27 protein-coding genes are annotated in these 25,003 nt (G+C 44.8%); 10 read left to right on the top strand and 17 right to left on the bottom strand.

All coding sequences use genetic code 11. The annotated features are described in order from the left end of the window. Positions 1 to 31: 31 nt before the first annotated feature. Positions 32 to 937 (bottom strand): LysR substrate-binding domain-containing protein, encoded by a 906-nt coding sequence (locus tag Q0230_RS02060; RefSeq protein WP_298607655.1) that lies wholly within the window; start codon positions 935 to 937, stop codon positions 32 to 34. 128 nt (positions 938 to 1,065) lie between these two features. On the opposite strand from Q0230_RS02060, the gene Q0230_RS02065 reads away from it, so the two are divergent. From Q0230_RS02065 to Q0230_RS02075, 3 genes are all read left to right on the top strand, one after another. Then, positions 1,066 to 1,212, top strand: a complete 147-nt coding sequence (locus tag Q0230_RS02065; RefSeq protein WP_298607658.1) for a hypothetical protein — start codon at positions 1,066 to 1,068, stop codon at positions 1,210 to 1,212. 327 nt (positions 1,213 to 1,539) lie between these two features. Further along, positions 1,540 to 2,007, top strand: a complete 468-nt coding sequence (locus Q0230_RS02070) for a DUF2059 domain-containing protein (protein ID WP_298607660.1) — start codon at positions 1,540 to 1,542, stop codon at positions 2,005 to 2,007. Positions 2,008 to 2,127: 120 nt separating this feature from the next. Continuing rightward, positions 2,128 to 2,442, top strand: coding sequence for a hypothetical protein (locus tag Q0230_RS02075; protein ID WP_298607662.1), 315 nt, complete (start codon positions 2,128 to 2,130; stop codon positions 2,440 to 2,442). A 69-nt stretch (positions 2,443 to 2,511) separates the two neighbouring features. On the opposite strand, the gene Q0230_RS02080 is transcribed toward Q0230_RS02075, so the two are convergent. Further along, positions 2,512 to 2,850 carry a YkvA family protein gene (locus Q0230_RS02080; protein ID WP_298607664.1) on the bottom strand — a complete coding sequence of 113 codons (339 nt, stop codon included), beginning with the start codon at positions 2,848 to 2,850 and terminating at the stop codon, positions 2,512 to 2,514. Between the two features lie 111 nt (positions 2,851 to 2,961). On the opposite strand from Q0230_RS02080, the gene Q0230_RS02085 reads away from it, so the two are divergent. Next, complete coding sequence (locus Q0230_RS02085; protein WP_298607666.1) at positions 2,962 to 3,432, top strand: cytochrome c; 471 nt, start codon at positions 2,962 to 2,964, stop codon at positions 3,430 to 3,432. Positions 3,433 to 3,492: 60 nt separating this feature from the next. On the opposite strand, the gene Q0230_RS02090 is transcribed toward Q0230_RS02085, so the two are convergent. The 5 genes from Q0230_RS02090 to grpE form a co-directional block, all read right to left on the bottom strand. After that, entirely contained in the window at positions 3,493 to 4,185 is a 693-nt protein-coding gene (locus Q0230_RS02090) for a cytochrome b/b6 domain-containing protein (protein WP_298607668.1), read from the bottom strand. Further along, positions 4,182 to 4,994: a 4-hydroxy-tetrahydrodipicolinate reductase gene (gene dapB, locus Q0230_RS02095; RefSeq protein WP_298607670.1), complete on the bottom strand. Its 813-nt coding sequence runs from the start codon at positions 4,992 to 4,994 to the stop codon at positions 4,182 to 4,184. Before dapB ends, Q0230_RS02090 begins: the two co-directional genes overlap by 4 nt. Positions 4,995 to 5,029: 35 nt before the next feature. Further along, complete coding sequence (gene dnaJ, locus Q0230_RS02100) at positions 5,030 to 6,184, bottom strand: molecular chaperone DnaJ (protein ID WP_298607672.1); 1,155 nt, start codon at positions 6,182 to 6,184, stop codon at positions 5,030 to 5,032. Positions 6,185 to 6,274: 90 nt separating this feature from the next. Beyond that, positions 6,275 to 8,200, bottom strand: a complete 1,926-nt coding sequence (gene dnaK, locus Q0230_RS02105) for a molecular chaperone DnaK (protein WP_298607674.1) — start codon at positions 8,198 to 8,200, stop codon at positions 6,275 to 6,277. A 121-nt stretch (positions 8,201 to 8,321) separates the two neighbouring features. Next, on the bottom strand, positions 8,322 to 8,915 hold the full coding sequence (grpE, locus tag Q0230_RS02110; protein WP_298607677.1) for a nucleotide exchange factor GrpE: 594 nt from the start codon (positions 8,913 to 8,915) through the stop codon (positions 8,322 to 8,324). 155 nt (positions 8,916 to 9,070) lie between these two features. On the opposite strand from grpE, the gene Q0230_RS02115 reads away from it, so the two are divergent. After that, positions 9,071 to 9,826 (top strand): class I SAM-dependent methyltransferase, encoded by a 756-nt coding sequence (locus Q0230_RS02115; RefSeq protein ID WP_298607679.1) that lies wholly within the window; start codon positions 9,071 to 9,073, stop codon positions 9,824 to 9,826. Here Q0230_RS02115 and Q0230_RS02120 read toward each other — a convergent pair. Then, entirely contained in the window at positions 9,823 to 10,032 is a 210-nt protein-coding gene (locus Q0230_RS02120) for a hypothetical protein (RefSeq protein ID WP_298607681.1), read from the bottom strand. The genes Q0230_RS02115 and Q0230_RS02120 overlap by 4 nt on opposite strands. Before the next feature lie 164 nt (positions 10,033 to 10,196). Between Q0230_RS02120 and Q0230_RS02125 the strand changes: the two genes are divergently transcribed. Beyond that, positions 10,197 to 11,222, top strand: a complete 1,026-nt coding sequence (locus Q0230_RS02125) for a thioredoxin fold domain-containing protein (RefSeq protein ID WP_298607683.1) — start codon at positions 10,197 to 10,199, stop codon at positions 11,220 to 11,222. Positions 11,223 to 11,269: 47 nt separating this feature from the next. Then, entirely contained in the window at positions 11,270 to 11,881 is a 612-nt protein-coding gene (locus Q0230_RS02130) for a hypothetical protein (RefSeq protein ID WP_298607685.1), read from the top strand. A gap of 50 nt (positions 11,882 to 11,931) precedes the next feature. On the opposite strand, the gene soxB is transcribed toward Q0230_RS02130, so the two are convergent. From soxB to Q0230_RS02160, 6 genes are all read right to left on the bottom strand, one after another. Next, entirely contained in the window at positions 11,932 to 13,650 is a 1,719-nt protein-coding gene (soxB, locus tag Q0230_RS02135) for a thiosulfohydrolase SoxB (protein ID WP_298607687.1), read from the bottom strand. 68 nt (positions 13,651 to 13,718) lie between these two features. Continuing rightward, on the bottom strand, positions 13,719 to 14,339 hold the full coding sequence (soxX, locus tag Q0230_RS02140) for a sulfur oxidation c-type cytochrome SoxX (protein WP_298607689.1): 621 nt from the start codon (positions 14,337 to 14,339) through the stop codon (positions 13,719 to 13,721). 10 nt (positions 14,340 to 14,349) lie between these two features. Continuing rightward, complete coding sequence (gene soxA / locus Q0230_RS02145) at positions 14,350 to 15,168, bottom strand: sulfur oxidation c-type cytochrome SoxA (RefSeq protein ID WP_298607691.1); 819 nt, start codon at positions 15,166 to 15,168, stop codon at positions 14,350 to 14,352. 31 nt (positions 15,169 to 15,199) lie between these two features. Continuing rightward, on the bottom strand, positions 15,200 to 15,511 hold the full coding sequence (soxZ, locus tag Q0230_RS02150) for a thiosulfate oxidation carrier complex protein SoxZ (RefSeq protein ID WP_298607693.1): 312 nt from the start codon (positions 15,509 to 15,511) through the stop codon (positions 15,200 to 15,202). A gap of 15 nt (positions 15,512 to 15,526) precedes the next feature. Next, positions 15,527 to 15,994 carry a thiosulfate oxidation carrier protein SoxY gene (soxY, locus tag Q0230_RS02155; protein ID WP_298607695.1) on the bottom strand — a complete coding sequence of 156 codons (468 nt, stop codon included), beginning with the start codon at positions 15,992 to 15,994 and terminating at the stop codon, positions 15,527 to 15,529. A 617-nt stretch (positions 15,995 to 16,611) separates the two neighbouring features. Further along, the gene (locus Q0230_RS02160) at positions 16,612 to 16,890 is read right to left on the bottom strand and encodes a DUF1127 domain-containing protein (RefSeq protein ID WP_298607697.1); all 279 of its coding nucleotides are present in this window, start codon (positions 16,888 to 16,890) and stop codon (positions 16,612 to 16,614) included. Between the two features lie 135 nt (positions 16,891 to 17,025). Here Q0230_RS02160 and Q0230_RS02165 point away from each other — a divergent pair, with 135 nt between their 5' ends. Genes Q0230_RS02165 through Q0230_RS02175 form a run of 3 tightly spaced genes read left to right on the top strand, consistent with a single transcriptional unit; the run spans position 17,026 to position 20,683 of the window. Beyond that, positions 17,026 to 17,877: a LysR family transcriptional regulator gene (locus Q0230_RS02165; protein ID WP_298607699.1), complete on the top strand. Its 852-nt coding sequence runs from the start codon at positions 17,026 to 17,028 to the stop codon at positions 17,875 to 17,877. A gap of 52 nt (positions 17,878 to 17,929) precedes the next feature. Continuing rightward, the gene (locus tag Q0230_RS02170; protein ID WP_298607702.1) at positions 17,930 to 19,300 is read left to right on the top strand and encodes an aspartate aminotransferase family protein; all 1,371 of its coding nucleotides are present in this window, start codon (positions 17,930 to 17,932) and stop codon (positions 19,298 to 19,300) included. Between the two features lie 9 nt (positions 19,301 to 19,309). Beyond that, positions 19,310 to 20,683 carry a glutamine synthetase family protein gene (locus tag Q0230_RS02175; RefSeq protein ID WP_298607705.1) on the top strand — a complete coding sequence of 458 codons (1,374 nt, stop codon included), beginning with the start codon at positions 19,310 to 19,312 and terminating at the stop codon, positions 20,681 to 20,683. Between the two features lie 46 nt (positions 20,684 to 20,729). Here Q0230_RS02175 and Q0230_RS02180 read toward each other — a convergent pair whose 3' ends face one another. The 3 genes from Q0230_RS02180 to gshA all read right to left on the bottom strand — a co-directional run bounded on the left by Q0230_RS02180 (position 20,730) and on the right by gshA (position 24,846). Further along, a complete protein-coding gene (locus Q0230_RS02180) occupies positions 20,730 to 22,538 on the bottom strand; it encodes an assimilatory sulfite reductase (NADPH) flavoprotein subunit (protein ID WP_298607707.1) in 1,809 nt (602 codons plus the stop codon). A 167-nt stretch (positions 22,539 to 22,705) separates the two neighbouring features. Beyond that, entirely contained in the window at positions 22,706 to 23,065 is a 360-nt protein-coding gene (locus tag Q0230_RS02185; RefSeq protein WP_298607709.1) for an RNA-binding protein, read from the bottom strand. A gap of 197 nt (positions 23,066 to 23,262) precedes the next feature. Beyond that, entirely contained in the window at positions 23,263 to 24,846 is a 1,584-nt protein-coding gene (gene gshA / locus Q0230_RS02190; RefSeq protein WP_298607711.1) for a glutamate--cysteine ligase, read from the bottom strand. Positions 24,847 to 25,003 lie beyond the last annotated feature (157 nt).

Raw genomic sequence — 25,003 nt, forward strand, 5'->3', positions numbered from 1 at the left:
AAAGATGTGCATCATACCTGAGCACCTGCCCTCACGCATACCAGTCTTCACTTTCGCCATGCTCGAGTAGTAGTTGTACTAAATCCGACACATATTGTTTCAAGTATTTATTCTTCGCCCAAGCCACACGCGTGGTTGAGGTTGGCAATAAATGCGACAGATCACGCAACACTAAATCATCATCATGGATATGTGAATAGGCCATTTTCGCGATGATCCCCGCCCCAAAGCCCAAACGCACATAGCTCAAAATCACATCGGTATCAGTTGCAGCAAAGGACACATCTAAATGCAAACCTGCTTGTTCAAAAGTGGATTGGACTTTAGAGCGCCCTGCAAAACCAAAGACATAAGTCAAAATGGGATACTTAGCAATCCGCTGTAAAGTGAGTTCACCTTCCGCTAGCGGATGACCTTCGGGCAAAATCAAGCCATGATTCCAATCATAACAACGTTCACTAGTTAACCCCGGTGCTTTGCCGATTTCCTCGGTACAAATGGCAATGTCTGCTTTACCTTCATGCAACATACCAACTAATTGCGAAGGCGCACCTTGCAACAGATGAATCGAAACCGCTGGATAACGTTGGCGAAACTCCATTAAGACTTCAGGCAAAAAATACTTGGCTTGTGTATGCGTGGTCGCAATCCGCACCTCACCACTGGTTTCCATGCGATATTCATCTGCTACCGCTCGAATATTTTCGAGGGCTTGCTCAATCGTATCGATTTGCTTGACTAAAGCCCTGCAAACAGGGGTTGGCTCTACTAAACGCTTACCTTTGCGCTCAAACAGTGGCATCCCTAGTTCTTCTTCTAATAAGCCTAATTGCCGACTGACTGCTGATTGCACCACATAATGTTGACCTGCCGCACGGGAGACATTCATGCCATTACTCAGCAGGGTTTTTAAGAGTCGCAATTGAATGAGCTTCACGAGCTAGTCCTCCATTTAATCGAAAACATCGATATTAATATCTTAATCTATCACTTTTAAGCATTAAAGCAGTTTTGTACCATTACAATTACTAAAAGCAAGCAATTACCAGTCAAAGGATTTTTCACATGAGCGCCGTCGCAGCACCCAGTTTAGATGTTCAAGTTGAAGAAAGCTCTAGCATTGAAGTAGTAGCTTATGCTGAAAATGATGCTACTTATGCGGCAGAACCCGAAATTATTGTGTGGAATTTTGACCCTAGTATTTGCGGCTAAGCATTTCCTTTAGCACTTAAGTTTAGGTGGTGTTCACTCACTTAAAACTTAAGTCTTAGTACATAAAGACTGTATTACCCTGCTTAGCTTCACTCAGCCCTTCACTGTCTACAACTAATACCCTTTTCCTCTCAGCGACGCGGCGGAACTTTGCTTCCGCCCTATTTCCTGCGAAAAATACCCTAAGCAAGCTACAATAAATATTTTTTAATAATTTGCTGTTATTTTAAGCCTCTGAGCTTTAAAGTAATTTAATTTACAAATAGCTTAAATCTTATCCAAAGCATTCTACACTCTATTAATGAGTATAATAATTTAGGATCCATAATGAAGGTGCTGTTTTTCTTAAGTATTTTTTCAATTACAAGCCTTGCATTTGCTTTGGAGGACAATCTCGCTAACCGCCAACAACAAGCTACACGTTACCTAGAAGCGAATCCACCTAAGGCAATGGCACAAGCTTTAGCCGACCAAAATGTGAGCATGCTGCCAGAAATAGATCGTAAGCCTTATCTAGACATGTTAACTAAACATTTAGATATTGAGGTGATTAATCAAGCGATGCATGCGGCTCTGGTGAAATATTTTACCGCCAATGAATTAGAGGTTTTAGCAAATTTTTACAGCAATCCAGATGCTAAAACCGCTCTAACGAAAATGGATCAATACACCAGTGAAGTACTGCCAGTCTTACAAACGGAAATGTTAAAAGCACAGCAAAAAGCCTTTAATGCACCGGAGAAAGACTTAAACCCTGAACAGTCAAGTATGAGTGCAACCAATAAATTTCCATAGTATTTGCACATTTCAGAGCAGTTTGATGCACAATCACCACCTAAACTCCAGCTTAACAGCATCCAAGATCAAGCCCTTCGAACCCTGAGTTGCTGTCACCCTAGAGTAGGAGATACTGCAATGAAAAAAATAAGCCTAGCTGCGATTGTAAGCCTTGCCCTGTTAGCTGCAAGTACGACTGCATCAGCCCACGGTGGCTATGATGATGGCTATCGTCATCATGGTGGACAGCGCCAGCATAGTAATCATGCCTCATTTTATATTGGCTTTGGCCCATCTGGGTATGTGAGCTATGGGATGAATGTCCGCCCACATCACAACTGGCGCCCCGTCTATCAGCCTTACCGTTATTACCAACGGCCTTATCGTAGCCATCAACGTGTGATGCATCGTAGCCGTGGTTATTGTCCAGTACATGGCGGTTGGCATCGCTAAGATCAAGTCAGCTTAAAGCATCAGCCTTGTGCCAAGAATGGTAACGGTGCTGATGCTTTGCTTTTCGCGCTAAATTACTTCTGCCCCAAACCACTCAGTAGTCTTCGCCTTCGCTTGTTGTACATGGCTATCTTTGATATGCGTTACTACAGCTGCTAAAGCCCCTGCTAACGCCCCCCAATCATCCACATAACCGCCTGGAATAAAGTCCATGATGGCATCGACTGGTACAATAAAATAAGCCAGAGCACCTATAATAATAGTCTTAGCCCACTTAGGGGTGTCCGGATCTTGCAAACAGTAATAGAGCTTTAGTGCCAGTTCAACTACATCACGTCCTGCAGATTTTGCATAGCTTTTGAGTTTGCTCCAGAAAGACTGTTCAGTGTAAAGCGGGGAATTAGACATAGATACTCCTATGGTAACTTGCCTCAAGTTATAGTTAATTTATACTGCCAACCTGTACTGCTAGTACCTCTTAAATAGTAATTATTTTTAAACAATCAAGGAGCAAGCACGATGAAATTTGGGAAATTTGCCATTATCACAGGTGCAGTCTTATCAACCGCCATTGTCATGGGTAGCGCTTGGGCTGCTAAACAAACCCCACAAGAAGCGGCTATCGACTATCGCCAATCTGCCTTCACTATGATTCGCAATCACTTTGGCCCGATGGCTGGTATGGTTAAAGGTGACGTACCTTTTGATGCAGCGGCTTTTAAGAAAAATGCTGACGCAGTTGCGACTTTAAGCCAATTCCCAATCAATGGCTTCATCGATGGTAGCTACGAAGGTAAAACTGAAGCTAAACCAGAAATTGCTGCCAAAATGGAAGATTTCAGAGCCAAAATGGAAACTTTCAAAGTTGAAGCGGCTAATTTAGCTAAAGCAGCAGATGGTGCAAGTGATATTGCGGCACTGAAGCCACAATTCAGCAAAGTTGCCGAATCTTGCAAAGCTTGCCACGATAGTTATCGCAAAGAAGATTAATTAGCTAATTTGCTCCCCTGCTCAGATCTGAGCAGGGTTGGTATTGGCAACTCTATAACTCTACAGTTGACTTGCAAACTGCAAACCAAAATAAACTACCCCATAGCAGACAATAAAAATGCTTAGTGCTAACCAAGGACTTTTAAAGCTGACGCTACTAGGAATAGGTTGTTGATCTACCGGCCAATCGGCACTACCTGAAACCATTGCTTTAATGAGATTGGTACGTTTACGGATTTTATAAAACCCTACACTTAAAATATGCACTACCGCAGCTAGCAATAAGATATTGAACCATTGCTGATGTAGCCCATTCAAAGTCTTTGCAGTTGATTCAGAGACTAAGGCATATAAGGGGCCTTCGACTAAAATATCATCGTTAGCAAATAATCCAGTAGTGGCTTGAAACAGCACGCCACCTAGCAAAAATACCACCATCCAAGCCCCTAGGGGATTATGGCCCACATGATACATAGTACCACTTTGCTTCAACTCTTTTAGATGATGAATTGAGCTTGCGGGTGATTTAATAAACGAGCTAAAACGGTTAGTTTCACTCCCAATCAATCCCCAAATAATCCGAAAGATAATTAAAGCAAGCATGAAAATACCCGCTTTCATATGCCAATCCATCCACAAGCCACCTAACTCAGCTGACAGCCACATAAAGCCCATGCCGAGCACTAGTGTCCAATGGAAGAGACGTGTAGGCAAATCCCAGATTTTGACGGGGGTAGTTGGTGTATTATTCATTTGAACCCCAAGACATCTTGCATATCATACAAGCCCGTGGGTTGGGTCTGTAACCATTGAGCAGCACGCACCGCACCCTTAGCAAAAGTCATTCGGCTGGACGCTTTGTGGGTAATTTCAATGCGTTCGCCTACATCCGCAAACATGACCGTATGATCACCAACTATATCGCCAGCACGAATCGTTTCAAAACCAATCGTTTTACGATCACGCTCACCCGTGACACCTTGACGACCATATACAGCACACTCTTTCAGATCACGCCCTAAAGCTGAGGCAATCACTTCACCCATATGCAAAGCCGTACCTGAGGGTGCATCTACTTTGTGGCGGTGGTGTGCTTCAATAATTTCAATATCTACGGTATCGCCTAACACACGGGCAGCCATATCAAGAAGCTTCAGGCAGAGGTTGACACCAATACTCATATTCGGCGCGAACATAATACTGATCTTTTCAGATGCTGCTTGGATAGCGGCTTTACCCGCCTCATCAAAACCAGTCGTACCAATCACCATTTTTTTATTATGTGCTACACACCAAGCTAAATGCTCTAAGCTCGGCTCTGGGCGAGTGAAATCGATTAATACATCAAAATCATTCGCAGCAGCGTCTAAGGATGGAGCAATAAGGACTCCATTAGCCCCCATACCCGCTACGGCACCAATATCCGTATCGACCAGCGGGCTATGTGGATGTTCAGTAGCCACGGTTACCACTAAACCTTCGACAGCATTACAGGCTTCCAGCAGAGTTTTGCCCATGCGCCCCGCAGCACCTACAATTGCTATCCGTGTCATTTCGGTCATTTCAGCATCCCTCGGTTCATCATTTTGCTTAAGCTTTAATCGTTTTTGTCACCAAAAAGATCGTGCTTTACATCATCAATGAAACCTTTTGCCTTGTCCAGCCAGCTATGCTCCTTTGGACTATGTCGATTGCCACCCTCACTCATGGTTTGATCAAACTCCTCGAGAAGCTCGCGTTGACGCTTTGTGAGATTGACTGGCGTTTCAACAATCACCGTACAAACTAAGTCCCCTAGGGAGGAACTGCGCACTGACTTCACGCCTTTATTACGTAAGCGGAATTTTTTGCCCGTTTGGGTTTCAGGTGGGATTTTTAAAGTAACTTTGCCATCCAGAGTTGGCACTTCCATCTCGCCGCCAATGGCTGCGGTGGTAAAGCGGATAGGCACATTACAGAATAAATTATCACCTTCACGGGTGAACAGCTCATGCTCTTTGACAAATACTTGTACGTATAAATCACCTGATGGGCCACCATTCAAACCAGCTTCGCCTTCGCCGGATAAGCGAATACGATCACCCGTATCAACACCCGCCGGAATTTTGACTGATAGGGTTTTATGCTCTTCGATGCGACCTTGGCCATGACAGCTAGGACAAGGATCAGTAATGACTTTGCCATTTCCATGACATTGCGGGCAAGTTTGTTGAATAGAGAAAAAGCCTTGTTGAATTCGTACTTGGCCTTGACCGTGGCAAGTTGAGCAAGTTTGTGGGTGAGTGCCTTTTTTCGCACCTGTACCGGAACAAGTCTCACAAGTTTTCATCGTAGGGATGCGAATATCAACTTCTTTACCGGCAACTGCCTCTTCCAGGCTCAGTTCAAGATTATATTGTAAGTCGCTACCACGATAGGCACGGCTACCACCGCCACGTCGACCACCACCACCAAAAATATCGCCGAAAATATCCTCAAAAATATCACCAAAGCCAGCGCCGCCCCGTGCGCCACTTGCTCCTACTTGATCAACCCCAGCATGGCCGAATTGATCATAAGCCGAGCGTTTATTTTGATCACAGAGAACTTCGTAGGCTTCTTTGGCCTCTTTGAATTTGGCTTCAGCATCAACATCATCTGGGTTGCGATCTGGATGATACTTCATCGCTAAGCGTCGGAACGCTTTCTTTAAATCATCCTCACTCGCATTTTTTTGTACACCGAGGACTTCGTAATAATCCCGCTTTGACATTAGTATCCCCTGCTACAAATAGGATCCACAAAAACAAAAAGCAGGCGTGACAGCTTGCCCGTCACGCCTGCGGAAGTTAGCTCGTTTAGCTTACTTCTTGTTCACTTCTTCAAACTCAGCATCAACGATGTCATCATCGGCTGGCTTAGCACCTGCACCAGCTTGGCCACTCGCGCCAGCTGTACCCGCTTCAGGGCCAGCACCCATACCAGCCATCTTCTGCATCAGTTTGCCAGACGCTTCACCTAAAGCTTCGCTTTTACGCTCGATAATGTCCTTATTATCGCCTTTCAGAGCATCTCGTAATTCACGCACTAAGCTTTCGATATTGGCACGATCTGCACCATCAACCTTGTCGCCATAATCACGTAAAGATTTCTCAGTGCCGTGAATTAAGTTGTCCGCTTGGTTGCGTACATCCACCAATTCACGTTGCTTACGATCTTCTTCAGCATGTGCTTCGGCATCTTTCACCATGCGCTCAACTTCAGCATCAGACAGACCAGAAGAAGCTTTAATCACGATGGATTGCTGCTTACCAGTGGCTTTGTCTTTGGCCGATACGTTCAGAATACCATTCGCATCAATATCAAACGCAACTTCAATCTGTGGCATACCACGGGGTGCTGGTGGAATGTCTTGTAAGTCAAAACGGCCTAAAGACTTATTGTCGCGCGCCATTTGCCGCTCACCTTGTACCACATGCACGGTTACCGCAGTTTGATTGTCATCTGCAGTTGAAAACACTTGTTGAGCCTTAGTTGGGATGGTGGTGTTTTTCTCAATCAACTTAGTCATCACACCACCTAAGGTTTCAATCCCTAAGGACAATGGGGTCACGTCTAATAACAGAATGTCTTTCACACCACCACTTAACACACCGCCTTGAATCGCCGCACCGACTGCAACTGCTTCGTCAGGGTTCACATCACGGCGTGGCTCTTTACCAAAGAAGTTTTTCACTGCCTCTTGGACTTTAGGCATCCGCGTTTGACCGCCGACCAGAATGACTTCATTGATTTGGGAAGCACTCAAACCCGCATCTTTCAAGGCAATCTTGCAAGGCTCAATGGTACGGCTGATTAAATCATCGACCAATGATTCTAACTTGGCGCGAGTCACCTTAATGTTCATGTGTTTCGGGCCAGACGCATCAGCTGTGATATAAGGTAGATTCACATCCGTTTGTTGGCTAGAAGACAACTCGATTTTAGCCTTCTCTGCAGACTCTTTTAAGCGCTGCATGGCTAATGGGTCACCTTTCAAATCCACCCCAGATGACTTACGGAACTCGTCCACTAAGTAATCAATCAAGCGCATATCAAAGTCTTCGCCACCCAGGAAAGTATCCCCGTTAGTTGACAAAACTTCGAACTGCATTTCGCCATCCACATCCGCAATTTCAATGATAGAGACGTCGAACGTACCACCACCTAAGTCATACACAGCGATTTTGCTATCACCCTTAGACTTATCCATACCATAAGCTAAAGCCGCTGCGGTTGGCTCATTGATGATCCGCTTTACTTCTAAGCCTGCAATACGCCCAGCATCTTTAGTGGCTTGACGTTGTGAGTCATTGAAATAAGCAGGCACAGTAATTACGGCCTCAGTGACTGGCTCGCCTAAATAGTCTTCGGCGGTTTTCTTCATTTTCATCAGCACACGCGCAGAAATTTCAGGTGGTGCCATTTTCTTACCGCGGACATCAACCCAAGCATCACCATTGTCAGCTTGCACAATTTTGTAGGGTACTAATTTAATATCTTTTTGTACCGCATCTTCTTGGAAGCGCCGACCAATCAAACGTTTGACTGCATATAGGGTATTTTCTGGATTGGTCACTGCTTGGCGTTTTGCCGTTTGACCCACTAATACTTCTTCATCCATAAAGGCAACTACCGATGGGGTAGTACGATCACCTTCTGAGTTTTCAATAACCCGTGGCTTATCGCCCTCCATGATCGCTACACAAGAGTTGGTAGTACCTAAGTCAATACCAATAATTTTTCCCATAATCTTTACTTCTCCAGAAATCTTTTTAACTACTGCAACCCAAGGTTGCTAACTGAATCCTTAGATAGGGGCTATTTATTGCTTTTCAAGGCTTAAAAACCCCAGAAAAAATGTTTTTTTGCTACTTTTTGCTAACCATTACCATCGCTGGGCGAATCGTGCGACCACTCAAGGTATAACCCTTCTGCATGACTAAAAACACCGTGTTATTGTCATAATCGGGGTGTGGTTGCATCCCAACCGCTTGATGCAATTCAGGATTGAAAGCTTGACCGAGTGGATTAACCACTTCCATTTTGAATTTTTCCATGACGGATTCAAATTGCTTTAAAGTCAGTTGCATCCCTTCACGCAAGCTATCCGCATCACCCTGAGCCTGTAAGCCCATTTCTAAACTATCGATGACCGGCAACACTGCTTCTGCAAAGCGTTGTACTGAGAATTTATGTGCATCTTCCACCTGTTTTTCATAGCGGCGGCGTTGATTGTCAGCCTCGGCTTGGCCTCTAATATATAAATCCCGATTTTCCTCGGCTTTAGCTTGAGCTGCTGCTAACTCTGCTTGCAGTTTAGTGACTTCGGCTTGTGCCTGCGCTAAAGCGTCAGCACTATTAGCCTCTGTTTGCACTGTTTCTGCGCCCGCCTCGCTAGCAGCTTGTGGCTGCACCATCGGGTCTAAGGTTGAGTCTTGTTTATCTTGTTCTGCTGGGTTCATCTTCGATCTCCAAAATCTTGCCACGCTGCTAAAGGCTCCGTGTACTGAATCGCCTGAGAGAAATAAGGGTTAATTTTTCAAATTCAAGGCCAAAATAGAAAAGCAGATGCAAAAAATTAGAGAGTTTGCGATTATTTTCTTCAAGGAGAACCCAAATGACTCAAAACTTCAAAGATCATTTTTCTAATGTAGCGAAAACCTATGCTAGTTATCGGCCACAATATCCGGCTGAACTATATGCCTGGCTAGCCAAAATTAGCCCAAGCACTGCATTAGTTTGGGACTGTGCTTGTGGTACGGGGCAAGCATCCTTAGGCTTAGCTGAGCATTTTCAGCAAGTGATCGCGACTGATGCGAGCGCCCAGCAAATCGCCGCTGCAGAACCACAGCCTAAGATTGAATGGCGGGTTGCCTCTGCTGAAACAAGCGGTTTAGCGGATAACTCGGTGGATTTAATAACTGTCGCCCAAGCTCTTCACTGGTTTGATTTAGAAAAGTTTTATGCTGAAGCGCAGCGTGTATTGAAACCCAATGGAGTTTTAGCGGTGTGGACTTATGGGGTTTTGAAAATTGCAGAGCCACGTATTGATGCTCTAGCTCAAGACTTTTACAGTAATACCGTTGGCCCTTACTGGCCACCGGAACGGGCAATTGTCGAAACAGGCTATCGCGATTTAGCTTTTCCGTTTCAAGAACTCTCAGTACCCACTTTCAGCATGCAGCTAAACTGGTCTAAAGCCCAACTAATGGGTTATTTCCGCAGTTGGTCAGCAACTGATCGCTATATCCAAACCAAGGGTTCTGATCCTGTTAGCGATTTAGAGCAACAACTTGCCGATCTCTGGGATGAGGCAACCAGCTATCTCACTGAATGGCCTTTAGCCTTTAGAGTCGGGCGAAAAAATACTTAAAATTTTTCGGCAGCCTCTAAGCGTTGTTGATTCACTTGTTGAGCAGCGTCTATTTTATCAATAATCACCTGCTCAGTTTGTTTAGTGGGTAATACTGTTGTGGTAGGAGCAGGTGCGGGAGCCACCACGGCGGTATTCTCTTGGCAAGCAGTTAAACAACTACAAGCAACTAAAAATAATAAGGTTTTGGTGCTGGTAGAGATCATTTTTGTTCATGTTTCCAGTTCTGACAGTTGTTAAGTTTAGCAAAGCAGTAGGGCTTGTTAGCTTTTATCAGCTTAACGGCATGACCGTCTATCTCTCCTAAGCATTCGCCTCCAAGCCTAAGGCAACGTATGCTTAAATACTTGTTGGAGAAGGAGATTAATGAATGCCTAAATTAACTCAAGCTGGGTGGTGGTTCACTCTATTATGGCTGTGGTTTACCCTAACTCCATTACAGGCTGATACTAGTACTGAAGGCAAAGTAGTGGGCGGTATTGAACATGAAATGCCTGATTGGTTTAAAGAAAGCTTTTTAGAAATCCAAGAAGATATTAAAGAGGCTGCCGATGCGAATAAACAGGTAATGCTATTTTTTCACCTTAATAATTGTCCTTATTGCGCCAAAATGCTGGATGATAATTTCCTGCAAGAGCCATTGAAAACCTATATTCAAGAACATTTTGATGTGATTGCCATTAATGTTAAAGGTGATCGCCAAGTGCAATACAGCAAAGAACGCTCCTTCTCTGAAAAAGAATTAGCTACTGACTTAGAGGTCACGCTTACACCCACCATTATCTTTGTCAATGCCGAGAATAAAACCGTTGCCCGCTTGAATGGTTATCGCTCCCCCACACAATTCAAGCCAGTACTCGAATATATAGCCAACCAAGTTTATAAAACCGAATCACTCAGTGAGTATCTTGCCAAGCAAACTTCGCCAACAAGTTATCAGTTACAGCCGAATATTTTGTTTCAAGACCGCAAAGATCTTTCTAATATTAAAACGCCTTTAGCAGTCATTTTTGAATCGACTAGCTGCAGCGACTGCAGCTTCTTACATGATACTTTATTGAACAACCCAGCAATTCAAGGCGAGTTAAAAGCTTTCACTGTGGTGCGTTTTGCTGCCGATGACAATACTGAAATCACCGATGTAAATGGAACTAAAACTACGCCTAAACGCTGGCTACAGCAACTCAAACTTAGTTATCAGCCGGGGTTAGTGTTGTTTGCTGAGGGCAAAGAAGTCACCCGTTTAGAGGCCAAATTGTATAACTTCCATTTTCAGCAGCTCTTAAACTATGTCAGTAGCCAAGGCTATAAAGAACGCAGCTTTCCAGAACATTTGGGTATGCGCCAAGAAGAGCAGCTAAAGCAAGGGAAAACTGTCAATATTGGAGAGGAATAAGACTTTAGACACGCTAAGCAAGCTTTTAACTTCAAGAAGATTAAGATATGGCTCCAATTAAAAATTTAAGCATTATCCTGATAATTTTAGCTAGCCTAATCAGTATTCAAACCCTGCGTGCTGAGGAGCCTACAGCCCAACCACTAGCAGCGACCGAACCTCCTACAATAGCCGCTATAGTTACTGCAGCAGACACCAAAACAGCTCCTGATATAACAGGTCTATACAGACTCACTAAAGCTGAAAGAACTTTGTTAAGCGCTAAAGAAGACCCTTTAAAAGGCTTCTATGTGTTTAAAGGCAAATTGGAAATCGAGCGTTTAGCTGCTAATCAGTTTCTAGTTTTCGAAGCACAAACTGTGAAAAATAGTGGCACCATGCACTATGTAAGTATTTTTGAATTGATTGATGGTGAGTTTAAGAAAAAATTAATTCATCTTGAAAATGCTCTTGTCGGCGATGTAGAAATAAACTATGCAACTGACGAATTAGTCATCAAGACTACTGAGCGTGATGAGTTTGCTGAAACACTGACATGGCAACGTATTGAGGCAGCTAAAGAAACTAAAGATAAATACCTAGAAAAACATATCGACCAGGCCAAAGCACATTTTGAGGAATATGGTTTAGATCAGTACAAAGCTTTAAGAGCTAAATAGTGAATCAAGGCTAGTCACTACTCAGTAGTTTGATCAAGTACCATGTCATTTTAGGCCCAACCTGCATTCCCCTCCACATTTTTCAATCTTGGGGTATTCAATTCCAGCTTACTAATCGTTTTCTTATCACGTAGGTAATCCGCCACCACGTCCCAAATCGGCTTATTGTCTGGTACTTTTTCCTGCACGCTCGCCCAACCTGCCACCGGATAAGTCTTACTCATTTCCAATGGTTTACCCGCTAACTCCATATCCGACACACGTTCGCCCATTTTCGCTGTCGGATCAAAACTAAACTTCAAACCACCTACACGCACCATATCCCCACCCTGCTGATAATACGGATCAGGATTAAACAGATTATCAGCCACATCCTCCAGAATGGTTTTGATAGTTTCACCCGTTAATTCATTGCGAGTCACCGTGCCATAAGTGATTGCGGTCTGATCAGCGACATGCTCGAAAGTAATCGGCTGCTGGGGTAATAAACTCGTGCCCCAGCGGAAACCGGGGGAGAAAGCAATTGGCGCATCGAGACGTTCCATTAGGGCATTGCAAATCAGTTGATCGAAACTGCCATTAAAATTACCACGGCGATAAAGCACTTCATCACAAACCGCTAATTCTTCGGCTAATTCTTTCTTGAAAGGCTCGCGCACTTTGTCGATTAGCTTGACCATTTCAGGGTCAGGGGTGAGTAAATTGGAGAATACTGGCAAGAGTTTATAGCGGTAATCCGCTACTTTGCCGTCTTTCACGTCTAAATCCAAAACGCCTAAAAACTTGCCATTCGAACCTGCATTGGTGACTAAGGTTTTGCCGCTCGCATTCTCTACTATCACGGGCTGGAATACGCCATCGTGAGTATGGCCGCCCATAATCGCATCAATGCCGGTGACTTTGCTGGCCATTTTCAGGTCAACATCCATGCCATTATGCGAAAGCACAATCACCACTTTCGCACCCTTACTGCGCGCCTGATTCACCATCTCTTGCATACGATCATCGCGAATGCCAAAACTCCATTCGGGAATCAGATGCTTAGGATTAGCCACCGGCGTATAGGGGAAAGCCTGCCCAATAATCGCAACTGGCACGCCATTCACTTCCTTGATGATATAAGGGTTAAACACAGGTTCTTCAAAATCGGTGCTCATCACATTTTGCGCCACAAAATCAAGCTTACCTTTGAAATCGCTCTCAATGATTTCTTTGACACGATCCGCGCCATAGGTCATTTCCCAATGCGCGGTCATCACATTCACACCTAAGACTAATTGGGCATCCACCATGTCTTGCGCTTTGGTTTTTAAGGCAGTCCACGAGCCTTGCCATGTATCGCCGCCATCCAGTAATAATGCGCCTTTACGCTGGGCACGAACTTGATCAACCAAAGTTTTGAGATGGGCAAAGCCACCCACTTTACCGTATTGCTTGGCAGCTTCGGCAAAATCTACATAGGTGAAGGCATGGGCTGCTAAACTGTTGGGAGCGATATTATAAAACTTCAAAAAGTTCTCACCCACCAAATGCGGCGGCTTGCCCTGCATCTTACCAACGCCCAAATTGACGCTCGGCTCACGGTAATAAATCGGCAAAAGTTGCGCGTGGCAATCGGTGTAATGCAATAAGGATACATTACCAAAGGCTGGGAGTTCATAGGGATTGGTAGGCTTATCTGCTGCCAGACTCAGGCGCGGATTGAGGTGAAAACCGGCCACACTAGCCGCCGCTAATAATTGCAAAAACTCACGGCGATTCATGCCCATTGGTTTGCCCTCAATTAGAATTCAGAATAGGCGCTCAAGACGAAAAACTTGAGCGCTTAGTACACAGTTTATTTATTGACGGGTGATGCTGGATCAATCAAAAACGCTACTAAATCAGCAATTTGCTCAGGGTTAAGCACGCCATTAGCACCAAAACGCGGCATATTGGAACAGGCTACATGCGCTTGTGAGTTATAGATTTTCTCATAAGTGTATTTGATATTGGTTTCATTGTTCCCGCGTGCTTTGCCATAGCCCGTCAAAGAACTGCCAATATTGCCTGCTGCCACTTCTTTCGGATCAGCCGCATGACAGGCATAGCAATTGCCACCCCGCGGCTTATCCGCCTTGTCTGGCATAATCACGCCGACCCGCATCCCAAAGCCTGTATTAAATACCTCTTTGCCTTTTTCCCAGCTTCCCAGCATCTTTTCAGGGTATTTAATGCTGGCTTTCTCGCGCTCCACAATCGCCTTAGCCTGTTCGTCTGAAGGCTTATTGCGCGTTTCAGAACAGATTTTCAAAGTTTCATCTTGCTTGAGTCGCTCTAAATGCTGCTTGTCACCCTGTTGGTAACCGGTGGAAATGTATTGATCGACTAAAGCTTGAATCGCTTTATCATCGCCTGCCGCCCAAGTTACCCCTGCAAGAATGCTTAAGGCTACGCTAGCCAAGATTGGTTTTTTCATAGCCTACTCCTTAACGTGACATGCCAGGTAAAACATAAGTACCGTCTTTTGCCTGTGAGGTCAGATAGGCAATTAGTGCCACGGTAAGCGGTGAGCCATACTCAGTATCCGGCAAACGCATCTGCCCTTCACAATCCCAAATCCGATGCTGCATAGTACGCACGGCGGCATGTGAGACCCGATAGGTCGGCCAGCCACCAATGGCTTTTTGCGCATCAGCACCGGCTTTAGAAAAATTACCTAGATTTTGTAAGCGGATACGCTGTTTATCCGCACCATGACAGGAGGCACAGGAAAAATCTAAAGGGCCAGTACGGTGATAAAATAAAGCCTCACCGACTTTAATCATTTCTTGCTCTTTAGGATGTGCAATCGGTGGATTGATTTTCATCCCATCGGATTGCGCGGCGATATAGACAGCAATCGCCTCTAAGTCGGTATTATCTTCATTGGCTTTTTCATTGGCATAGGTTTTTTTCTTCAGCTCAGCTTCGTCAAAACCTTGCACTGTGGTCATACAAGTCAGCATGCGTGACTCTAAATCTTGCACGCGATCTGTGTCTTGGAAATAGCGCGGCAGTTCAGCATACACACCTTTCACCACACCTTTACCTAAACCAAAATCACATTCTTCCATCGAAACATTTTTTGAGCCGCGTTTGGCTTTAAATAGCTCCTCGCCGCGATCCACAACTAATAAGGCCGGATTCGCATCTCGATCCCCGTAGGTCATTTCACGATAAGCATCCGCATTGGGTTCTTCTGCAGCATAAACAACCGTCAGAGCAAGACTACTCATGAGCAGTCCGGACAATAATAGCTTTTTCATAGCACGCTCCTCTCCTAGCGTTAGAGCCAAACTACTCCACGGTCAACTCCGCAGAATCCGTAGCATCTTTGTTGTCTTTCCAAGTTAATTTAACTTTGTCACCGACAGCACCTTTATAACTAAAGGCCAGATAAGGATTCTTCGAAACCGAGCCACCCCAATTAGTTTTCAGTACTTCCTTGTCATTCGCCGTCACGACCACTTCGGTAATGTAATGTGCAGGCACTAATTCACCAGTCGCTGAATCTTTACGTAAGCCCGTTTCCATCGGGTGAGTCATTAAGGCTTTAACCTCAACCAAGCCGCCTTCTAGTGATTTTGCTTTCAGCTTTATACTTGCCATCCTGAACTCTCCTGATTAACCGCCGCAGCCGCCGATAGTGACTTTAATTTCCTGTTTAGCACTAAATAAACCCTCTTTAGTTTGGACTAAAGCCAGCACTTCTGAAGTTTTTGCCATTTTGATGCGGGTAGAGACTTCAGCTTTAGTGCCCTCAGGCAAGGTGAAGGTCGCAGCTAAGGGTGTAGGATTATTTGCGACTACAATACTAATGCCAGTCACACCTGCCATTGAGGAACTCACAGTTAAGGGTACAACCGCACCATTTTCTGCAATCTCTGGTGCTTTGATTTGCACATCAGTAGAGGGTTTAGCCTCCACTGCATTAAGCATTTTCAACACGTCATCTAAAGTTTTGGCAGCAAAGGGATTGGTATTCGACTCTTCAGCGGCGAACACTAAACTCGGGCTGACGAAGCCACTGCTAATGGCAATGCCAGTTGCGCCCACCGCTAAGGTATTAGAAAGAAATCGTCTCCGTTTCATAGAATCTCCTGTGCGTTTTCTAAATTTAGATTGTTATTAGAGTTTAAAACTAAAAATAAGCTAGAACGAATAACTGGATAAGAGTCACACCGAATAGGTAACTGGAAATAGGGCATAAGCAAGCGGGTAATAGTCAAACAACTCATTAATACCACTTCCTCCTAGCGGCTATTAATCACGAGTGATGAATAGCAAATGAGTAATCTGCATTAATAACAGCTAAAGATAACCGGGTCAAACCTCTATCTCTAAAGACTAGCTTGAATACCTCCTATCTATCTCATACCGTTAATTCACTGATTTAATGAACAGAATCAGTGATTCTATTTTTTGCTTAAGTACGCATCTACGGAATAGAGGCGCATTAACGCCCTGAAAAAGCCAGATTCAGCCCTAAACCTGCAAAGGCTGCCGCAAAACCGCGCCGTAAGGTATTTTGTACCCGTACTGATTGCAGAACGAGCAGCCGGAAGAGTTGGCTAGTAAGCCATAAGCGACAAAAACTAAGAAAGTCATGAGCATAAAGACCGCACTTAAGAGCAAGATTTGCCCTAAGACAGCACCAGCGTCTGGGGTAACAAATTGGGGTAAGCCTAGCAGGTTTGCTGAGTTTACATTTAGCGAGCGCGATCAGCATCCCGCAAAGCCCGCTTAATACGATACGCTGGTAAATCATCGATACTCCGCTGACTTTCAAGCCAAGCATCGCCAGCACTCACCCCAATATCTTTTAAGATATAGTCAGGTAAATCAGCAAGTTCAGTACGTTCTTTCGCAATCTGTACTTTTAAGGCTTGTAAAACTTGCCAATCTCTAAACCGTTCAGCCAATTTTTCAAAGCTAAACCAATCCCATTCGCCGAAAGGAACACTCACTACTGCGCTATAAAGTTTCATGATACCATCCATCAATATTTGTGAAATTAATACTTATTTACTTAACATATATTGACTTTAACAGTGTACTGATTTATTAGTAAAACGAATAATTTTGAAGAACTATTTCACAATTTTTGATAGGTAAGTGCGTATATGAAACCCATTCGTAATTTTGATTTAGCCACTCTACGCAGCTTTGTGCAGATTGCAGATGCAGGCAGTATGACACGCGCCGCCTCACGCTTAAATATGACCCAATCCGCGATTAGTATGCAGATCAAGCGCTTGGAGACTAGCCTAGAACAAGCTTTATTTGATCGCTCAGTACAGCGCTTATTACCGAACGCAGCAGGTGAGCAACTCCTGCATTTTGCACGGCAAATGCTGGCTTTAAACGATGAAGCTTGGGGACGCATGACTGCACCCGAGTATGAAGGCGAAATTCGCTTGGGCGTACCTTCAGATATTATCAATCCACATATTCCGCAAGTGCTCGCCACCTTTAGTCGCGATTTCCCAAAAGCACAGATTAAACTCACGACTGATCTGACAATTTATCTCAAAGAGCAATTCGCTGCCGGTCAGCACGATATTATTCTCACCACCGAACGCGAGCCGGATGGAGGTAAAATTATTAGCCGCCAAGCCCTATTGTGGACGGGTTCAGAAACGGGCTGTACTTGGAAAAAACGCCCATTACCGATTGCCTTCACTAAAGGCTGTATTTTCCGCACCCCTTCAATAGAAGCATTGGAAAGGGCTAACATTGATTGGTTTGATGTGGTAGTCACTGAAGATGATATTGCCAAAAACGCTATGATTAGCGCGGGCATGTGCGTGGGTGCTCAGCTTGAGCAAACCCAAAATAGCGGTGTTAAGCATCTACCGTTTAATGGCCTCTTACCCGAATTACCACATTTTTGTATAGCGCTCTATCATCAGCCTTTGCCAAATAATGATTTGGCTCTGAATTTAGTCAGTTATATTGAAGGGGCGTTTGCTTAAGTGATCACAATTCGGTGAGAATAGACTCACTGTTAGCCACTTGGAGCTGCCTATGACACGCACCTACTCGCTCAAAAAACTCGCTGCACTTGCTCAGCGCGAAGCTGAAACTTTTATCCAACATCACCCCCAATCTGCTCATTTGGCTGAGCAAGCCAAGCACTATCTGTATGGTGGAGTGCCTATGCATTGGATGGCAGACTGGTCGACTCCCTACCCCTTATTTGTACAGGAAGCCAATGGTGCGTACTTCAAAGATGTGGATGGGCATCGCTATGCAGATTTCTGCTTAGGGGATACGGGCTGTATGTTCGGGCACTCACCTGAACCCGTCGCTAAAGTCATAGCTCAACATGCGGCACACGGTTATACCACCATGTTACCCAGTGAAGATGCGATTGTAGTGGGTCGGCATTTAAGTGAGCGCTTTGGTTTACCCTATTGGCAAGTAGCTACGACAGCGACCGATGCGAATCGCTGGGCTTTACGTTGGGCACGTGCCGTCACGGGGCGCAAAATCATTCTAGTATTTGATGGCTGTTATCACGGCACGGTCGATGAAACGATGGTGCGCCTGCAACATGGCAAAACCGTGCACCGTAAAGGTTTAAAAGGCCAAGCTTTAGACCTCACTCAATACATGCGCGTAGTCGAGTTTAATGATCTGCCCGCACTCACATTAGCCTTACAAACCAATGATGTGGCTGCCGTTTTATGCGAACCCGCGATGACCAACATCGGTATGGTTTTACCAGATGGAGGCTTTCATACTGAATTGCGCCGCCTCACGCAAGCGCATGGCACACTATTAATTATTGATGAAACACATACGATTTCAACTGGTTATGGGGGCTACACCAAAAGCTTTGGTTTAGAGCCAGATTTATTTGTACTAGGTAAACCGATTGCTGGTGGCTTGCCTTGCTCCGTGTTTGGTGTAAGTAGTGAAGTTGCGCAAAAAATGCAGCAACTTAAAAGTACAAATAACCTTGCTGAGCATGACGGACATGGGCACAGCGGTATGGGAACTACCCTGTCAGCGAATATGTTTACCATGCGGGCGATGCGCGCAAATCTTGAACAAGTCATGACCAAAGCTGCCTATGACGACATGATTCCTAAGGCAGAATATTTAGCTCAAGGGCTAAAAAACGTGATCACAAAACATGATTTGCCGTGGTGTATTACCCAGATTGGCGCACGGGTTGAATTTCAATTTAGCCCAAAAGCACCCCGCACAGGACATGAGGCCGAATTAGCCTTTGATGATGAGTTGGAGCAGTGTATTCATCTGTATCTGCTCAATCGTGGTATCATGATTACCCCCTTTCACAATATGATGCTGGCCTGCCCTGCTACTCAAACCACTGATATTGATAAACTTATTCGTACACTTGATACTTTCATTCAAGAACTATACTAAGGATTGATCATGCAACCGACTGCACCTGCCCGCTCGCCTGAAGTAACCAGCTTTTTAAGCGCTCAACCGCATTTAAGCCAAATTGCGCTGATCTTGACCGATATTAATGGCATTGCACGTGGCAAATTTCTACGTCCGCACGAGCTACATGCTTTATTTTTAAATGGTCGGCCTTTACCTAGCTCGATTTTATCTTTGAATGTCTTGGGTGAAGATGTGGATACTACTGGTTTAGTCTGGGAGGTCGCCGATATGGATTGCCTCGCCAAACCAGTACCAAATTCTTTGAAAGTCTGCCCGTGGCTACCCAGTACCGGACAAGTATTGGTCAGTATGGATAAAGTCGCCGGTATGCCTGCCGCTGCAGCTGATCCGCGTTTACGTTTAGCGGAGATTATTGCCAATCTCAAAGCCGATAATCTATACCCTGCTTTAGCCTGCGAATTAGAATTTTATTTGCTGGATGCGCAAGCATGGAAACAAGGCAAAGTCGTACCCGCTACCGCCAGCAATCAACTGCCACTCACGCAAACGCAGGTCTACAGCGTGGATGATTTAGAGGCGATGCGCCCCTTCTTTGCAGATATTTATAAATACGCCGCGATTCAAGGTTTACCCGCAGAAACCGCCATTTCCGAATATGCACCGGGGCAATTTGAAATCACTTTGGTTTATCGCAAAGATGCTCTGCAAGCGGTAGATGAAGCGATTCAATTCAAGCGTCTAATCAAAGGTGTAGCTGAACAACATGGCATGCTTGCCTGCTTTATGGCAAAGCCCTTTACTGAGCGCGCAGGTAGCGGTATGCATATTCACGTCAGCTTAAATGATGCTGATGGTTTGAATCTGATGAGTGCTGGTGAAACCGAAACCAATGAATTACTGCTACATAGCATTGGTGGCATGGCAGCGACTGTGCAAGATAGTATGGCAATTTTTGCCCCGCATGCGAATTCCTATCGGCGCTTTAAAGCTAATAGTTATGCACCGACGGCGGCGACTTGGGGCATTAATAATCGGAGTGTGACTTTCCGTGTGCCAACAGGTTCAGCAGCAAGTCGCCATGTCGAACATCGTGCTTCGGGTGCGGATGCGAATCCTTATTTAGCCGTGGCTGCGGTATTAGCGGGCTTACATCACGGGATTAAAAATAAACTCAATCCGGGTAAACCGGCTGAAGGTAATGCCTATGGCGAGCAAAGCAATACCTTGCCCTTAAACTGGTACGATACTTTAGAAGCCTTTGAAAACTCGCCGTTTATTGCTGAATATTTTGGGGCGGATTTCCAGCGGATTTATAGCGCGCTCAAGCGAGAAGAGTGTGAGCGCTTTAATGCTGAAGTAAGTGAATTAGATCATCGCTGGCATTTGCGGCTGGCTTAAATGCAAAAGGGGCTTGATCAGCCCCTTTTGTCAATCCATGTTTATTCTAGTAAACATCGCGCTGATAGCGATGCTCAGAAATCAATAACTCTAACCAGTCATGCGCTTGTTCAGGTGTTTTGCCACCCTGTTGAATCGCAATAGCCAATAAAGCTTGATTCACATCTTTCGCCATACCGTGCATATCACCACAGACATACAGATGTGCGCCTGTTTGCAGCCATTGATACACTTCTGCGCCCGCTTCTAATAAACGATTTTGTACATAAACCTTCTGCGCTTGATCGCGTGAGAAGGCGACGCTCATCCGCTCTAATACACCCGATTGCAGCAAACTTTGCCATTCAGTTTGATAGAGAAAATCGGTACGGAAGCGCTGTTCACCAAAGAATAACCAAGTATTGCCACTTAAACCCTGAGCTTCACGTTCAAATAAGAAACTCCGGAACGGCGCTACCCCTGTCCCCGCACCAATCATAATAATTTTGGTCTGTGGGTCATGCGGCAAACGGAAGTGTGGGTTTTCTTTAATATACACTCCACTCACATCACCGGCTTGTAAACGCGCTAAGCCATTGGAAGCCGTGCCTAAATGCTCGCGGCCATTGAAAGTATATGTCACGCGCTTCACCAACAAATGCACTTCATCAGGGTGCGCGTTTGGACTGGAAGCAATCGAATATTGACGATCTTGCAACGGGCGTAATAAATCGACTAAAGCCTGTGCCTCTAACTGACTAGGATAAGTGTGCAATACATCAGCCCAATCTGCCGCCCACAGGAAATCTTTGAGCGCTTCTTTATCCTCGACAGCAGTTAGTAATTCAGCCTGATTAATCAATTGTGCATATTGCTTTAACTGACGCTTAGTAACCGTCGACAACTCTAACTTACTGGTTAAAGCGGAGCGCAAATCCAAGCTTTGCCCGTCTAGACTCACTGTTTCAGAGCCAGTGAATTTGCCTTGCTTTAAAACCTCATCAACTAAACCAGCATCGTTATGGACTTGAATCGCTAAGATGTCACCCGGCTGGTATTGAATACCTGAGCCTTCCAGTGAAAACTCTAAGTGCAACACATCTTTACTTGAGCCTGTATCAGTGAGGACAATACTATTCAGTAACTCAGCTTTGAATGGATTCTCATTAGAATATAAAGCTTCGTTAACACTGATTGCGACAGGATTGGCTACAAATTGAGTGTTGGCCGCTTCTGTAGCTGCTTTGAATTGCTCCAGAACTTTTTCTTGCCAAGCTTTAGCAGTTTTCGCGAAATCAACATCGCAATCAACGCGATCTAACACCCGCTTCGCACCTAATTCAGCAAAGCGAGTATCTAAGACTAAACCCGCTTGGCAGAACTCATCATAACTAGAGTCACCCAAAGCTAAGACGGTGTATTCAAGTTTTTCTAAGCGCGGTGCACGTGCGGATTGAATAAAATTAAAGAAAGCCCGCGCATCATCCGGTGGTTCACCATTACCGTGAGTGCTCACCACAATGACTAGACGTTGTTCTTGTTTAAGCTGTTGAGGCCGATAATCCTTCATACTGCTCAGACTGACTTCACCTCCGTGAGCTTTTAAGTGATTGGTTAACTGTTCGGCAATTTTTTTACCATTGCCCGTTTGTGTCCCGTAAAGGACTAAGGTTTTGATAGCGGCGGCAGCACTGACTACTGGCGCAATAGTAGGGGTCGTCACCGTGGCCGTACTGCGTTGTGGGAAAGGAATCACATTATCCTTACCCATTGATAAACCTGAAAGATAGCCGCCTAACCAAGCCAGTTGGACAGGGCTTAAATCCGTGACAGCGGAGGTGATACGCTCTAATTGTTGTGCACTCAACACAGTCATAACTGCTCTCATTCAGGCTAAAGTTTAAAGATTGGCGCCAGTATGCCGTAGGGAGTATTTCTGTTAAAGTGATATAAAAAGATTAAAATATTACATTTTTAGATAAAATTGGCCATAAAAAAGGCTGGTACGAGACCAGCCTTTACGGTATTTGGGTAAACCGCTAATTAATAGCGATTACGATAGCCGCCACCCTCACGGTCGCCACCGCGACCACCACCACCGAAACCACCGTCACGACGTGGAGGACGACCACCGCCACCACCACCGCCGCCACCATTGTTTTCACGTGGTTTAGCTTCGTTTACTTTGGCATTACGACCACCAATATCGGTGTCATTTAAGCCATTGATGGCCGCTTGCGCTGAGCTATTGTCAGGCATTTCTACGAAACCGAAACCTTTTGACCGGCCAGTTTCTTTATCTTTAATAATGCTAACTTTGCTAACATCACCGAAGGCACTAAAAATGCTACGGAGGTCTTCTTCAGTAGTCGCGTAGGCCAGGTTTCCAACGTAAATATTCAATTGTAATCATCTCATCTATTGTGTGCTGCGGAAATCATTTAGTAGCGGGCAAGCAGACACACAAATTACCCGCAACATTTCAGGTATAAAACCCTGAACAATTACTAGTGTATAGTAGTTTTGATTCAAGGAAAGAAAAATCTTGATAAATTTCATTTTCAGTTTCAGCTTATTTACATAAGCAAATTCTCATTTACTTATAACTCCCCAGAAAAATAAGCATGGAGGAATTGGTCAAACTCCATAGTATCTGATTTTTCAATAGCTTGCTGTTGAGCTAGCGACTCCTGCGCCAGCTGAGTAAACTCTGCTTCACGCTCTGCAGATAAATGCTTTTTCAGAAAGAAATCACGATGTTGGCGTGATTTAGTTTGGGCAAAACTAAAAAAGCTTGCGCCCTTTTCCTGCATTTCCCGCATCATCTGGGCAGAAGGGGTTAGCTCAGGGTCATTAATCAATTCGAGTTTTTGTTGCACTGCAGAATAATAAGTCGTTTCTTGATGAACTTTATCTAATAACTCAGCCACCGGCAGCATTTGCTCTAATAATTCCTTACCCCAAGCTTGTAGACTAATCTGCCGTTCAGGCTGCTCTAAAAGCAAACCCGGTTTACGCCCCTGATGTGCTACCAGCATTTGATTGCTATTGATCATATTGCGTTCATTCGCATCGATTTTGGGGCTAGCCTGCAATAAACAGAAATGCATAAACACCTCTAAGAAGCGTAGTTGCTCATGTGTCAAACCGGCTGGATGGAAGGCATTAATATCTACAGAGCGTAGCTCGATATATTTAATGCCGCGATCTTGCAGAGCATTGACTGGCTTTTCAAAGCGTTGCAAAGGCTGCTTAGGACGTACCGTGCTGTAGTATTCATTTTCGATTTGTAGAATATTGGTATTCAGCTGGCGGTAGACACCATCAACTTTTACGCCGATTTTTTCATATTCCTTACTAGGGGTATGAATCGCGCGCCACAAGCTGTTGGTATAAGATTGCAAAGAGTCATAACAAACTTGTACACCACTCGCATTTTCTTTGCTATTGGTATAGCCAATATTTCCCATCCGCAACGAGGTGCCATAGGGTTCATAGAGAGTATATTCATTCAACTCCAACATCGTTTCTGGTGCTTTACGCCCTCCCAGAAAACTTTTACAAATGGCTGGCGACGTACCAAATAAATAAATAATCAGCCAACCATAACGCAATAAATTGCGAGTAAGCGCCATGTACTGTTCATCACGAAACTCACGCAAACTGCCTTGATGTCCTTCTACCGCTTGCCAAGGCTCCCAAAAAGCTTCAGCAATCGAGTAATTAAAATGAATACCCGCAATCACTTGCATGGTTTTTCCATAGCGCCACGCTAAACCCTGCCGATACACATGTTTCATCAAACCAGCATTAGAACTACCATACTCTGCAATACGAATATCGTCATCACCGTGTAGCACGCACGGCATACTGGTCGTCCACAACAGCTCATGGTCTAAATGCTGATACACAAAGGTTTCAATATCTAGCAGGAAATCCAAGGCTTCAGGCGCACGCGCTTGGGGGGGCGTAATCAGTTCAATTAAAGCTTCTGAATAATCCGTGGTAATCCAAGGATGGGTTAAGGCTGAACCTAAGACTTTGGGATGATCGGTTTGGGCTAAAGTACCGTTAGGGGTCACTCGTAGGCTTTCTTTCTCTAGACCGGTGCGGCTCTCTCGCAAAGCTGCATGTAGTTGATGTTGTTCAATCGCGCGTAAACGCTGCTCCACTTGTTGATACACAGGCAGCTCCTCCTAAGTTTTTATGGGGCTTTATCAATTTTAAGAATATCATTTTTAAGCATAAACGTCTGATAGCACTGTTTTGCATTGGGATATTTGCGCTAAACGGTCGTTGCATAGCAGTGCCTGCTAACTACCGCTATACTCTAGCCTGCTT

The organism is uncultured Thiothrix sp. (genome assembly GCF_937876535.1).
Classification (GTDB): domain Bacteria; phylum Pseudomonadota; class Gammaproteobacteria; order Thiotrichales; family Thiotrichaceae; genus Thiolinea.